11 protein-coding genes are annotated in these 13,519 nt (G+C 52.9%); 5 read left to right on the forward strand and 6 right to left on the reverse strand.

Translation table 11 applies throughout. The features are described from left to right. The first annotated feature begins 109 nt into the window (after positions 1-109). Complete coding sequence (speE, locus tag AEST_RS01130) at positions 110-970, forward strand: polyamine aminopropyltransferase (protein WP_039924901.1); 861 nt, start codon at positions 110-112, stop codon at positions 968-970. Positions 971-1,042: 72 nt separating this feature from the next. Here the strand turns inward: speE and AEST_RS01135 are convergent, their stop codons facing one another. Then, positions 1,043-1,681 carry a YiaD family glycine zipper/OmpA-like lipoprotein gene (locus AEST_RS01135; protein ID WP_008606434.1) on the reverse strand — a complete coding sequence of 213 codons (639 nt, stop codon included), beginning with the start codon at positions 1,679-1,681 and terminating at the stop codon, positions 1,043-1,045. 178 nt (positions 1,682-1,859) lie between these two features. On the opposite strand from AEST_RS01135, the gene proB reads away from it, so the two are divergent. After that, positions 1,860-2,966 carry a glutamate 5-kinase gene (gene proB / locus AEST_RS01140; RefSeq protein ID WP_008606435.1) on the forward strand — a complete coding sequence of 369 codons (1,107 nt, stop codon included), beginning with the start codon at positions 1,860-1,862 and terminating at the stop codon, positions 2,964-2,966. Between the two features lie 40 nt (positions 2,967-3,006). Beyond that, complete coding sequence (locus tag AEST_RS01145) at positions 3,007-4,074, forward strand: glycerol-3-phosphate dehydrogenase/oxidase (protein WP_008606436.1); 1,068 nt, start codon at positions 3,007-3,009, stop codon at positions 4,072-4,074. 17 nt (positions 4,075-4,091) lie between these two features. Here the strand turns inward: AEST_RS01145 and argA are convergent, their stop codons facing one another. The 4 genes from argA to AEST_RS01165 all read right to left on the reverse strand — a co-directional run bounded on the left by argA (position 4,092) and on the right by AEST_RS01165 (position 7,762). Further along, the gene (argA, locus tag AEST_RS01150) at positions 4,092-5,411 is read right to left on the reverse strand and encodes an amino-acid N-acetyltransferase (RefSeq protein ID WP_008606437.1); all 1,320 of its coding nucleotides are present in this window, start codon (positions 5,409-5,411) and stop codon (positions 4,092-4,094) included. 142 nt (positions 5,412-5,553) lie between these two features. After that, positions 5,554-6,705: a glutathionylspermidine synthase family protein gene (locus AEST_RS01155; protein WP_008606438.1), complete on the reverse strand. Its 1,152-nt coding sequence runs from the start codon at positions 6,703-6,705 to the stop codon at positions 5,554-5,556. A gap of 3 nt (positions 6,706-6,708) precedes the next feature. Next, entirely contained in the window at positions 6,709-7,326 is a 618-nt protein-coding gene (locus AEST_RS01160; RefSeq protein ID WP_008606439.1) for a DUF1190 domain-containing protein, read from the reverse strand. A gap of 22 nt (positions 7,327-7,348) precedes the next feature. Next, entirely contained in the window at positions 7,349-7,762 is a 414-nt protein-coding gene (locus tag AEST_RS01165; RefSeq protein WP_008606441.1) for a DUF350 domain-containing protein, read from the reverse strand. Between the two features lie 198 nt (positions 7,763-7,960). Between AEST_RS01165 and AEST_RS01170 the strand changes: the two genes are divergently transcribed. After that, entirely contained in the window at positions 7,961-10,018 is a 2,058-nt protein-coding gene (locus AEST_RS01170; protein ID WP_008606443.1) for a M13 family metallopeptidase, read from the forward strand. A 59-nt stretch (positions 10,019-10,077) separates the two neighbouring features. Here the strand turns inward: AEST_RS01170 and AEST_RS01175 are convergent, their stop codons facing one another. Next, on the reverse strand, positions 10,078-10,653 hold the full coding sequence (locus tag AEST_RS01175) for a porin family protein (RefSeq protein ID WP_008606447.1): 576 nt from the start codon (positions 10,651-10,653) through the stop codon (positions 10,078-10,080). A gap of 237 nt (positions 10,654-10,890) precedes the next feature. On the opposite strand from AEST_RS01175, the gene AEST_RS01180 reads away from it, so the two are divergent. After that, positions 10,891-13,311, forward strand: a complete 2,421-nt coding sequence (locus AEST_RS01180; protein ID WP_008606449.1) for an alpha/beta hydrolase family protein — start codon at positions 10,891-10,893, stop codon at positions 13,309-13,311. Positions 13,312-13,519: the final 208 nt, after the last annotated feature.

Below are 13,519 nucleotides of genomic sequence, written 5' to 3' on the forward strand. Positions count from 1 at the left end.
GCTATAGTTTAAAGCCATTAGCCGCAAGGTGCAGCAAAAAAGCCGAAAAATTTGTATGTCAGCGCTGTCGCAGGCAAAATACGCGCCTTATACGTTGCAGGGGGTAAAAATGTCAGTATTTGATGACAAAAAGTGGCTAACCGAGGTGTTTGCCGACAGCGGTAGTGTGTTTGGTTTAGCCATTACCAAAAAACTGGATGAAGTGCAGTCGCCCTTTCAGAAAATTGCCATGTATGAGACTACCCATTTTGGCAATTTAATGGTGATTGATGATGTGATTATGCTGAGCAGCCGGGATAACTTCCTGTATCACGAAATGCTCAGTCATCCGGTGCTGTTTACCCATCCGAATCCGAAGAATGTGGTGATTATTGGCGGCGGTGATTGCGGTACCCTGCGCGAGGTGTTAAAGCATCCCGGCGTAGAGCGCGTAACGCAAATCGATATCGACGAGCAGGTTACCCGGATGGCCGAAAAGTACTTCCCGGAACTGTGCGCATCAAACAATGACTCGCGCGCAACGCTGAAGTTTGAAGACGGTATTAAATTTATGCGCGAAGCTGCGCCGGGTTCTATCGATGTGATTATTGTCGATTCAACGGATCCGATAGGCCCGGGCGAAGGCCTGTTTAACCGCGCCTTTTATGCCAGCTGTGTGGCGGCCTTAGCCAACGACGGCATTCTGGTGCAGCAGAGTGAATCACCGCTGATCCATATGCCGCTGTTAAAAGCGATGCGTCAGGCAATGAGCGATGCCGGCTTTGCCGGCCTGCAAACGCTGAATTTCCCGCAAATGGTGTATCCATCAGGTTGGTGGACCTGTACGCTGGCGAAGAAAAGCGGTGCATTTAACGGTTTCCGCGAAGCCGATGCGGCGGCTGCGCCCTTTAGTACCGAGTACTACAATGTTGAGGTACATAAGGCGGCCGGCGCCCTGCCAAATTTTGTAAAAAAAGCCTTTGCTGAATAGGCAGCTGTGAAATAGACAGCTGTAAAACACAACGCCCGGCTTAGCCGGGCGTTGTGTCTTTAGCACAAGAAATTACTCGACGATCGGTTCGATATGCACTTCTACCCGGCGGTTGCGCGCGCGGTTGGCTTCTGAGTTATTCTGAAACGCCGGCCGGTCCGGGCCATAACCGATGGTTTCAATGCGGATCGGTTGCACACCCTGCGCTACCAGATAGCTTTGCACGGACTCCGCCCGGGCGCGTGACAGGTTCATATTAAACTGATACGGACCGGTATCATCAGTATGACCGGCGACTACCACCATGGTTTTCGGATACTCACGTAAGACCTTGGCGATATCGTTTAACGCCGGATACAGGCTGGGACGAATATCAGAGCGGTTAATATCAAAAGTCAGTTGCGCCGGAATATCCAGCACTAAACGGTCACCGTCGCGTTGTACGCCCACACCTGAACCTTTTAGCTCTTCGCGCAGCGCCTTTTCCTGGTTATCCATATAGCTGCCTACGGCCGCACCGGCCAAAGCGCCGACCGCGGCACCAATAACCACCCTTTTGTTTTTATGGTTGCCAGTTGCTTTACCTGCTATAGCACCGGCTACCGCACCGATGGCCGCACCGCGGGTGGTATTTTGGTTATCGGTAGTGGCACAGCCGGCCAATACCAGGCTGCCAGACATCACGGCTACTAGTGCAACTTTTGCTTTCATCTTGTTTCTCCATTACGCAATTGGCGCTAAGTATATAGCAGTTTAGGTTAAGGGTATGAATGATTGCTGAATTTGCGGATTCGCTGAAAGAAATAGCGTTAGACATATAGACTGCCAAAGATTAAGCTTTGGACCAGCAGAATAACCCAAAGCAGATGTTGGTAAGCAGGTAGCGAAGATGGCGGTATGTGGCTGGAAACGGATCGTTTTAAAAGTAGGCAGTGCGCTGATTGCGCCTAATGCAGCCGGCTGCTCTACCCGGTATTTGTTATCTATCGCCCGCTTTATTGCCGAGTGCCGGGCGGCCGGTACTGAGGTGGTGCTGGTGTCGTCAGGCAGTGTCGCCGCAGGTCGCAATGCCATTAGCTATAAGCAGTTGCCGTTGCCAATTAACGTGAAACAGGCAATGGCGGCAGTGGGGCAGAGTCGGATGATGGCAAGCTGGGCACAATTATTTGATTTTGACTGTGCACAGATCCTGCTGACCCATGACGATTTAAAAGATCGCCGCCGTTATCTGAATATCGATAATACCCTGCGCACTTTGCTGGCGAATCAGGTGCTACCCATTGTTAACGAGAATGATACCGTTGCCACGGTCGAGTTAAAGGTCGGCGATAACGATAATCTGGCGGCGATGGTGGCGATTCTGGCTGATGCTGATGCCTTATTAATCTGCTCGGATATCGACGGCCTCTATACCGCCAACCCACGTACTGAACCTGACGCTGAGCTGGTGCCACAGGTTACGCAAATTACACCACAGATTTATGCGATGGCCGGTGGCAGCCACCATGCTATTGGTACCGGCGGCATGCAGACGAAAATTCAGGCCGCCGATAAAGCAACCCGTGCCGGTATTGATACCCTGATTATCAATGGCCAGAAAGCGGCAACCTTTGATGAATTACTGGCCAACCGGCATTGTGGTACCTTGTTTCAACGACAACAAGAGCGGCTTAGTGCGAAAAAGCACTGGCTGCGACATAGCCTGAAGCCGCACGGTCAACTGGTGATTGACGACGGTGCCGCGCAGGCACTGCTGGCCCGGGGGGCTTCGTTATTGCCTTCCGGCATCAGTGCGGTCAGTGGTGACTTTGATAAAGGCGATGCGGTACTGGTACTTAATATGGCCGGTCAGACGCTGGCGCAGGGTATTAGCCAGTATAGCGCGCTGGAGCTTAGTAAGATCCGTGGCATAAAAAGCCAGCAAATTGATACCATCCTTGGCTATTGCTCCAGTGAAGTTGCTATTCACCGCGACGATCTGGTGCTGCTTAACTAGACTACACTAAGGACGTAGTCAGCAATCGTTGGGGAATATAGTGCAGATTGCGGTAGTCGGTGGTGGCATTAATGGTCTGTGCAGTGCCTGGCAGCTGGCGCTGGCTGGTCATCAGGTTACCTTGTTTGAACGCGACCAGTTAATGCAAGCCACCAGTGTTGCCTCATCCAAACTGTTACATGGCGGCTTACGTTATCTGGAGCAAGGTGAGTTCCGGCTGGTGCGCGAAGCCTTACAGGAGCGGCGCTGGTGGTTAAAAAAGGCACCACAGTTAACCCGTCGCTTACCCATCCTTTATCCCCTCTATCAGCATTCTCAGCGTGCCCGCTGGCAGCTGAAAATCGGACTCTGGTTATACGATAGCTTTGCCGGTAAAAAGGGCATTGGCCGGCATCGCTGGTTAACGGCGGTACAGACGCTACGCTGCTCACCGCAACTAAAAGCCGAAGGTTTATTGGGTGCCTATCTGTTTTTTGATGGCCAGATGGATGATCAAAAGCTTGGCCTCTGGATGGCAGAGCAGTGCCGCAAGGCCGGCGTCAATATTGTAGAGCACAGCCCGGTATTAAAAATTCAGCCAGATGGTGAACTACAGCTCACCGGTGGCAAGCTAAAATTCGCCAGCATTATTAATGTCGCTGGCCCCTGGAGCAGTGCCCTGTTACAACAATCCGGCCTGATGGCGGCACCCCTTGATCTGGTGCGTGGCAGCCATTTGTTACTGCCTGCGATTAGCCGTTATGGCCATATGTTGGAAGTGCCGGGTGAGCGGCGTATCGTGTTTGCTTTGCCTTATCAACAGCAGTGTCTGCTGGGCACGACCGAGGTGCGGCAGCCACTGGATGATCCGGTGCAGTGCTCACCGGCAGAACGTGACTATTTACTTGGGGTATACGCACATTACTTTACGCCAGCGGCCACGCCAGAGCAGCTATTGGGTAGTTTTGCCGGCGTCAGACCTTTATTGGCGGGAAGTGCCGATGCCAGCCGCGCCAGCCGGGAGTATCAGTTTAGCTGGCAGGGGAAGATTTTGACGGTCAGTGGCGGCAAATGGACCACAGCACGGGCACTGGGGCAACAACTGGCGGCTGAGGTCAACCGCCGCTGATAGCCTGGGCTCCGGACTTACAGATCCAAAGCCAGGATTTTTGAGCGGCGCTGATAGTTATACAGCTGCTTTTTCTGGGCCGGCAGATCATCGACGGTCACCAGTTCAAAACCCTGCTCCAGAAACCAGTGAATACTGCGGGTGGTCAGGGCGAACAGCCGGCTGTATTTGCGTTGCCGGGCTTGCTGGATGACGCTTTTGAGCAGGGTAGTACCACGATCGGCATCGCGGTAATCCGGGTGTACCGCTAAACAGGCAAATTCGCCAACATTTTCTTCCGGAAACGGATAGAGCGCGGCACAGCCGATCACCAGACCATCACGCTCAATCAGCGTAAAGTAGTCGATTTCCATCTCCAGTTGTTCGCGCGAGCGGCGTACCAGTAAACCTTGCTGCTCCAGCGGCCGGATCAGATCCAGAATACCACCGATATCGCTGATTACCGCGCGGCGTAGTTTTTCTGCTGACTCGGTGACGATCTGGGTGCCGATACCATCGCGTGAGAACAGCTCCTGCAGTAATGAACCATCTTCGGCATAGCTGACTAAGTGACAGCGTGGCACGCCGGCGCGACAGGCGGTAACAGCTGCGCGTAAAAACGCCGCTGTGCCGACGCAGTGGTCCTCCTGCTGCTCCAGTTCATACAGAATATGTTCTGCCATATTCGGCATCAACTCTGCAGTAATTTCGCCATTTTCGCCGACAATACCGCCAACATCGTTAAAGCCAATCATCTTGTCGGCTTTCAGCCGAATCGCGACCTGGGTGGCAATTTCTTCCGCCGTTAAATTAAAGCTCTCCCCAGTGACCGACGCGGCTATCGGCCCCATTAGCACGATACCGTTATTATCAAGCTGCCGGCGGATACCAGCAGTATCGATACGGCGCACCTTACCGCTATGGAAATAATCCACGCCTTCATCGACACCGAGTGGCTGAGCAATGACAAAGTTACCGCTGACCACGTTAATCTGTGCGCCCTGCATCGGCGTATTGCTTAAGCTCATCGATAAGCGGGCGGTAATATCCAGCTGTAAAGCACCGGCAACCTGTTTGATCAGCCGGAACGAATCATCATCAGTGACCCGGATCCGGTTATGGTACTGCGGCTCCAGCCCGGCATTGCGCAGCACCTGATTGATTTGTGGCCTGGCGCCATACACCAGTACGACTTTGATCCCCAGACTGTTCAGCAGCGCAACATCATTAATAATGCTGCGAATGCCGGGTTGCATAATGGCTTCGCCCCCCAGCATCACCACAAAGGTTTTGCCACGGTGGGCGTTAACATAGGGGGCAGATTGGCGGAAACCGCTGACGAGTTCAGTTGTACGCACGGGCGAATGTTTTCCTTGCACGGTATACAGATAGGATAAGTCTGGCAGTTTTCCGGGAAAACTGCCAGACCAGCGCAAAAAGTTGCGGGATTTTAGCAATAAAGTGGTTTTATATCCAATATTACTGCATAAATATTCCTGTTTAATCCAGAATAATATGCGGTAAGAAACGCGAACTGTCCTTAGTGATCAGACTGTTATCTTCACGAATGCCGATCCCTGCCGCTAAATCACCGACCACCCAGCTGCCAATCAGCGTATAGCTGTCACCAAAGCGTGGTAGCGGCGCAAAGGCCTGCCGGACATAACCGCTATCGGTATAGGGTCCACCTTGTTGCAGCTTTTCACCTTGTGGTGTAATCAGTTCTACATTGGCCCCTTCACGCGAGAACAGGGGTTTACGCACCCAGCCAGGGTTCAACGCTGTTTTGCCATCATCAAAAAAGGCGGGCAGCAGATTCGGATGGCCCTGATATTTTTGCCACAATAATGGCAGAATTCCTTTATTGGAGAGCAGTAACTTCCATAACGGCTCTAAAAAGCGGGTGTCGGAGCTTAAAATGGTGCTGGCGAATTCTTCCTGCAGCATAAACTCCCACGGATAGAGTTTAAACAGCCCCTGGATCGGATAGCCTTCCAGATCGACCAGCTGGCCGTCGATATCGCCAATCTGCTCCAGCTGGATATAGCGGCTGTCCAGACCACTTTGCAGCGCAATATCCATCAGATAATCAACAGTCCCCTTGTCTTCCTGACTTTCGGTGACGCTACTGAAATAGAAAGGGCGTGGTAAAGGCAGCTCGGCAAAGGCCTGCTCCAGTTTGTCCTGCAACGAATTAAACTGATCGGCGCCCTCCGGCAACACACCACGCATTTGCTGGTCTTCCAACCACACCCACTGGAAAAAGCCAGTTTCATAAAGCGAGGTCGGCGTGTCGTAGTTCAGCTCCAGCAATTTCGCCGGGCCCTTGCCGTCATAGGCAAAATCCATCCGGCCATACAGGTGCGGCTCGGCACGCTGCCAGCTCTCTTTCACCGCGTCCCAGAACTGCTGCGGGATTCCGAGTTGGCTCAGCTGTTGTTCACTGCTAACGATATCCGGGATCAGGTCTAAGGCCATCTGATGCAGCTGTTCAGTCGGCGTTTCCAGATCATCTTCAATCTGCGCCAGACTGAACTGATAATAAGCCGACTCATCCCAGTAAGGCTCGTTATCAATGGTATGAAACTGAAAGCCAACACTTTCAGCAAAAGCCTGCCAGCCCGGGCGAGGTGCGATCGGAACCTTTTTCATTGTTTAGCCGCCATAGGTGGTTTGCCGCGGCGCAGCTGCTGCGCGTTGCTGTGCCTGAGCACCAAAGCCACCGCGACGGGCCAGGGTGGCAGGTTTGGGTTGTACTGCCGAAGGCCTGACCTGAGTTGGGCCGGGCTGACTGGCTACCGGCGTATTGCCGGCAGTGCGGAAAGTACTCTGATCATCGCGTGCTTTGTACAGAGGTTGGTTCGGTACCGTATTACGGCCACCGGCTGCGGCTGCACTTTGTTGCTGCTGTGGTGCCATACCGCCACGGTTTAGCATCTGTCCGGCTAAAAAGCCCATCATCATCGGCATAAAAAAGCTGCCCTGGGCATGCTGCTCGGGCGCGGTTTCACAGCGACCTACGCCAAAGTCCGCTTCACATTCCTGCTTATTGGCATACTTAGGTGCTACCTGTGGGTGTAATGCCTGGGCTTCGGCGAAGGCCGCCTGGCACTGAGCCGGTGGATTATAGAAGGCCGCACATTCATCCGGGGTATTAAATACCTGGGCTTCGACCGCTTGTTCGCTGCCACAGCCCTGCAACACCAGGGTTGCGGCCGGCACCATAAAGATCAGCGCCGCTTTGCGGCTGCGCTTAAAGACTTTTTTCTGCATCTCAGGCTCCTTAAATAATGCGCTAGTAGGTCATACAGGCAGCATTGAGCATACCAACACTGATTGAGCAGCCAGCGGAGAAAATACCGGCGGCGATATCACCCTGAGTGATACGTTGTGATAGATTTTTTAGTGCCAGTTGGCTGATAAAAAAGGTCAGCACTTGCACCAGCAGGGCAACCAGACCCCAGATAGCGCAATCGAGTAACGACATAGAGTGGGTAATGGCACTGGACAGCGGTAGCGCAAAGCCAATCAGGGCACCGGCAAAGGCCACGGCTGCAGCCGGATTATTGTCGCGGATCAGGCCAAATTCGTCATGGGGCGTTACCCAGCTATACAGGCGGATAAAGATCAGCACTGACACCACCGCCAGGGCAAAGTAGGCCAGAAAAGACGGTAAGCCCGCCAGTGAAGTTAAAGCGGTATCAAGCATGATAAAACTCCTGCAATAAGAACTGCGTTGATCCTGCGAAAAATTGCTGCCAATTACAAGTAAAACCGTACCGGCTTACGGCAGCGCAGGCTACAACCGGCATTTATCGCATCTGGCGGGGCTCATATCCTGTTTCGGCAGCGGTAGCAGAGCAGATTTTCTACACTCGCCACGATAAAACATAATAAGGAACTTCGTATGACAAAACTTTCCGCGTTAGCACTTGGGGTGGCTTTGGCTCTGGGCATTGCAGGTTGCAGCAGTCAGCCGGCGACAGAACAAACTCAGCTCACTCAGGCTGACAGCCAGCGTGCTGGCTTTGAGCTGAACAACTTTGATAAGAGTGTCGCGCCGCAGCAAGACTTTTTTCGTTTTGTAAACGGTAACTGGCTGGGTAACACTGAGATCCCGGCCGACAAGGCGCGTTGGGGCAGTTTTGACGAGCTGCGTGAAAACGCTGAGAAGCAAGTACTGGAAATTATTCAGGAGCTGGCAGCTACTGAGCATCCGAAAAACTCTGACGCTCAGAAAATGGCCGATCTCTACAAGTCATTTTTAAACGAGCCGCTGATTAATACGCTGGGCCTGAATCCACTGCGTGGCGACATTGCCCGTATCGAACAGGTTCGCAACCATCAACAGCTGGCTGTGCTATGGGGCGAATTACAGCGCTACCGCTATGGTACCCCGATTGCTGTGTTTGTCGGTCAGGACCAGCGGCAGTCAGACCAATATATTACCGGAGCGAGCCAGGGCGGCTTGGGTTTACCGGATCGCGATTATTACCTGAAAGATGATGAACGTTCAGTCCAGTTACTCGGTCAATACCGCGACTTTATCGCCAAATTATGGCAACTGGCCGGCTGGGAGCAACCGGAGCAAGCGGCTGACCAGGTGATTGCGCTGGAAACCCAACTGGCCAAGGTGCAGTGGAGCCGGATCCAGAACCGGGATCGTAACGCCACCTATAACAAGCTCAGTGTTGCTGAGCTGGGTAAACTGGCGCCGGGTTTTGACTGGCCGGCGTTTTTACAAGCTGCCGAGCTGGGTCAGGTGCAGGAACTGGTGATCCGTCAGCCGTCGTACTTTACGGATTTTGCCAAGCTGCAGGCGCAGTTACCGGTAAGCCAGTGGCAAACGTATCTGAAATTTCACCTGCTGCGTGCCAATGCGGCTAATCTGAGTGAGCCCTTTGTCCAGGCCAGTTTTGATTTCTACGGCAAAACCTTAAGCGGCTTGCAGGAGCAGCGCAGCCGGGAAAAACGCGCCGTCAGTCTGGTCGATAGCAACCTCGGTTTTATGGTCGGCAAAGAATATGTCGCCCGGCATTTCAAACCCGAAGCCAAGGCGCGGATGGATGAAATGATTGAAAATCTGCGTGGCGCCTTTAAAGAAGCCATTAACGAACTGGAATGGATGAGCGAGACGACCAAGGTCGAGGCTCAGGCCAAGCTGGCGAAGTTTAATACCAAAATCGGCTACCCGGATGTCTGGCGTGACTACGACTGTTTAACCATTGATGCCAACGATTTAATCGGTAACCTGCGCCGCAGCAGCGAGTGTGAGTATCAGCGGATGGTTAACCGTTTAGGTCAGCCGGTAAACCGGGATGAATGGGGTATGACACCGCAGACGGTGAATGCCTACTACAGCTCGACGATGAACGAAATTGTGTTCCCGGCCGCGATCCTGCAGCCGCCGTTCTTTAATGTCGATGCCGATGATGCGGTGAACTATGGTGCTATCGGTGGCGTTATTGGCCATGAATTTACCCATGGCTTTGATGATCAGGGCCGGCGCTCTGACGGTGATGGTAACCTACGCGACTGGTGGACACCGGAAGATGAGCGGCAGTTCCGCGAGCGCGCACAGCGTATGATCGATCAATACAATGCCTTTAATCCGATCGATAACCTGCATCTGCAGGGCGCTTTGGGTCTGGGTGAAAATATTGCCGATCTGGGTGGTTTAACGGTGGCGTTCCGTGCCTATCAAAACGCGATTAAAGATCAACCGCGGCAGACTATCGCCGGCTTTACCCCGGAGCAGCGTTTCTTTATCGGCTGGGCTCAGGTTTGGCGTATTAAGTTCCGTGATGAAGCTTTGCGTCAGCAAGTGATTACCGGGCCGCACTCACCGGGCATGTACCGGGTACTGGGGGTGTTGTCGAATATGCCAGAGTTTTATGAAGCCTTTGATGTTAAAGAGGGTGATGGTATGTACCGCAGCGAAGATGTGCGGGTCAAGATCTGGTAAGGTCGCATAACAATGCAAACCCCGGCAGTTGGCCGGGGTTTGTCTTTAATGGCGCTTAATCAGAACTGGTAATTAATACCCAGGCTCAGATTATTGGCTTTTAACTTGTAGCTGTCACTGCCGTCACGGAAGCGCTCCTGCGGTAGCTGTAAATATTCCAGGGTCGCGGTGAGTCTGGGGGTAAATTTCAGACCAGCGCCGACGCCCCAGGCAAAGCCATCCAGCGTCTCGCTATCGGTAAAACGAAAACCCTCGTTCTGCACCTCATATTTAAATTTACTGGCACCATAACCGGCTAAACCGTACAGTGAAAAGTTATCTGAAAGTGGTACGCCGGCCTTTAACAGCAGCATACTTTGTTGGTCAACGGTCAGTTCCTCCAGATAACCCGGCTCGCGGTAACGCTCGCCTTTGACACCGGTACCAAAGCGTACCTCAGCAGCGACGTAAGGGTTAAACTGGTAGCCAGCCAGTACTGATAGGGTGGTAAAGTCGAAGGAAATACTCTCACTACTGTCCGTTTCTTTTAGCTTAGTGGCGCTGACCTGGCCACCGACATAGAACGGCGAATCCATAGCCAGAGCTGGTGCAGCCAGACCACTGATCACGAAAAGCGCGATAAAGGGTTTTAACATAACAGCGTCCTCTTAGTTGGGGTAACGCTATCGATACTGCAGCCCGCCCGCTGAATTGCACCTTAATAGCGCTGACCCTTTACGTTATGTTCGCTACGACAAGGTAACAACTTGTAACTCGCAGCATAGTCTTGCTGGCGCTTATCTCAGTTTTTCTCAACATGGTCGAAAGCAAGCTGGTATTGCCGGCAAAAGCTGTTATAACAAAGGGCTAACAAAAAGACAGGGAATCCAACAATGAAGATGATCCTTCGCGCTGCCTTATTGGGTAGCTTGCTCAGTTGCAGTCAACTGGCACTGGCAACGGCTGTGGATATTGGCTATCAGCAGCCGGTAAAAGAGATTGTAGCTATCGTCGATGCGGCACCAGCACCGGGGGCGATGTTAAGCCCGAATGGCAAGCTGATGCTAAGTACCGGTTTTGCCGCCTTACCAGGTATTGCCGATCTGGCGGCGCCGGAATACCGGCTGGCTGGTGTAAGGTTTAATCCGGCGAATAATGGTCCGTCACAACCGCGCTATGTCTCGTCATTACAATTGATCGAGTTGGATACGCAGCAGACAAAAGCGATCAAAGGCTTGCCGAAGGATCTGAAAGCGGTCAATCTTAATTTCTCCCCCGACAGCCGTTATCTGGCGTTTATTCAACTGGAAGATAACGAAGCCCAACTGTGGCAGGTGGATCTGCAAAAACTGCGGGCCAGCCGCTGGAGCAATATCCGGTTAAATGCCATCTGGGGGGGCTCGCTGCAATGGACTGCTGATAGCAAAGCGATTTTTGCCGCCAGTATTCCTGCCAAACGGGGTGCTGAACCGGTGCAAAGCAAGGTGCCAACTGGCCCGGTGATTACCGAAGCCCGTGGCCGCACTGCACCAGCGCGCACCTATCAGGATTTGTTAAAAAACAAATATGATGAAGCCCTGTTTAGCTACTACTTTACCAGTCAGCTGGTAAAAATCGGCCTGAACAATAAGGTGACTACCCTGGGCAAGCCACAACTGCTGCGTGGTGCCGAGTTATCGCCGGACAATAACTTTATTCTGGTCAGCCGTATTGAGCAGCCGTTTTCCTATGCGGTACCGGTATCGCGCTTTGCTTATACCACCGAGGTGTGGGATGCCAGCGGCAAGCTGCAATATCAGGTGGTGCAGCAACCGGTAGCCGATAATTTACCGATAGCCTTTGATGCGGTTATCACCGGCCGCCGTAGTGTAGGCTGGCGCCCGGATCAGGCGGCAACGCTATACTGGGCTGAAGCGGCGGATGGTGGCGATCCGGCGAATAAAGTGACGGTACGGGATCAGCTGTTCCAACTGGCAGCGCCTTTTAACGCCGAGCCAGAAAAGCTGCTGGATTTAAGCTTCCGTTTCTCCTACCTGTTAGCGGCCGCCGATGGCAGCCTGTTGGTCTGGGAGCGTTGGTGGCAGGATCGCAATGAAAAAGTCTGGTATCTGGACCCGGCGCAGCAAGCCCGGGTATTCTGGGAGCGCTCTTCTGAAGATCGTTATAATGATCCGGGCAGTCCGTTATTAACTACCGCTGCTAACGGCCAGCGCTTGTTGCGGGTAGCGGATGGCGCTATTTATTTAACGGGCGTCGGCGCGTCACCAGAGGGTAACAGACCCTTTATCGATCAGCGTCAGCTGGCTACTGGTGAAACCCGCCGTTTATGGCGTTCGGAAGCGCCTTTCTACGAGTTCCCTTTTACGTTGTTACCATCAGGCAAGCTGTTAACCCAGCGTGAGGCGCCGGATCTGCCGCCGGATTTCTACCTGCGCGATCTCAGCAGCGGCGAACTGACTGCCCTGACCAAAACACCGCACCCGATGCCACATACCCAGGGTATTAGCCGTGAACTGATTAATTATCAGCGTGCGGATGGTATTCCAATGTCGGCGACACTGCTGCTACCTGCCGGCTACGATAAAGCCCGCGATGGCGCACTGCCGACCGTGATTTGGGCTTATCCGCGCGAGTTCCGCAGTGCTGACGCTGCCGGTCAGGTTAGTGATTCGCCGTACCGTTTTAACCGCATCAGTTACTGGACACCGCAGTTCCTGGCAACTCAGGGCTATGCGGTATTGGATAATGCCACCATGCCGATCGTTGGCGAAGGGACGCAGGAGCCGAATGATAGCTTTATCGAGCAACTGATCTTAAATGCGGAAGCGGCGATTGCTGCAGGTGTAGAGCGCGGCGTAACAGACCCGAACCGGGTGGCGATTGGCGGTCATTCTTATGGTGCCTTTATGACAGCAAATCTACTGGCGCACTCCAATTTGTTTAAAGCCGGTATTGCCCGCAGCGGCGCCTACAACCGTAGCTTAACGCCGTTCGGTTTCCAGATGGAGCAGCGTACCCTGTGGGATGATCCGGAGTTATATGTGCGGATGTCGCCGTTCTTCCATGCCGAAAAAATTAAGACACCCATACTGCTGATCCATGGTAGTGATGATAATAACGCCGGCACTTTCCCCATGCAGAGCGAGCGCTTATATCAGGCGATTAAAGGCAACGGCGGCACCACCCGCTTAGTGATGTTGCCACTGGAATCACACGGCTACCGCGCCCGTGAGTCGGTACTTCATATGCTATGGGAAACTACGGCCTGGCTGGATGAGTTTGTTAAAAACGCTAAGGCCGATACTGCCGAGTAAGTTGTGTTGCAATAAAGTTAATCTATAATAAAAAGCGCTGCTAAACCCAGCGCTTTTGCTTTTTTGGAGGTAAGCATGACATGGAGTAAGAAATTCGCTTTAGCCTTGCTGAGTTTGCTGGCGATAGTGGTGGCATATCAGCTTGGTAAGCAGATTGGTGCCTGGATAATCCGTTCTGGAACAATGATTGGTTAGTTTCAGTAAGATG

Source organism: Alishewanella aestuarii B11 (genome assembly GCF_000280055.1).
GTDB lineage: Bacteria > Pseudomonadota > Gammaproteobacteria > Enterobacterales > Alteromonadaceae > Alishewanella > Alishewanella aestuarii.

Bases quoted from the DNA above. Each gene is read 5' to 3' on its own strand.
- AEST_RS01135 (WP_008606434.1), bottom strand. From the start codon at position 1,681: ATGAAAGCAAAAGTTGCACTAGTAGCCGTGATGTCTGGCAGCCTGGTA.
- AEST_RS01175 (WP_008606447.1), bottom strand. From the start codon at position 10,653: ATGTTAAAACCCTTTATCGCGCTTTTCGTGATCAGTGGTCTGGCTGCA.
- AEST_RS01160 (WP_008606439.1), bottom strand. From the start codon at position 7,326: ATGCAGAAAAAAGTCTTTAAGCGCAGCCGCAAAGCGGCGCTGATCTTT.
- AEST_RS01180 (WP_008606449.1), top strand. From the start codon at position 10,891: ATGAAGATGATCCTTCGCGCTGCCTTATTGGGTAGCTTGCTCAGTTGC.
- speE (WP_039924901.1), top strand. From the start codon at position 110: ATGTCAGTATTTGATGACAAAAAGTGGCTAACCGAGGTGTTTGCCGAC.
- AEST_RS01165 (WP_008606441.1), bottom strand. From the start codon at position 7,762: ATGCTTGATACCGCTTTAACTTCACTGGCGGGCTTACCGTCTTTTCTG.
- AEST_RS01155 (WP_008606438.1), bottom strand. From the start codon at position 6,705: ATGAAAAAGGTTCCGATCGCACCTCGCCCGGGCTGGCAGGCTTTTGCT.
- proB (WP_008606435.1), top strand. From the start codon at position 1,860: ATGGCGGTATGTGGCTGGAAACGGATCGTTTTAAAAGTAGGCAGTGCG.
- AEST_RS01170 (WP_008606443.1), top strand. From the start codon at position 7,961: ATGACAAAACTTTCCGCGTTAGCACTTGGGGTGGCTTTGGCTCTGGGC.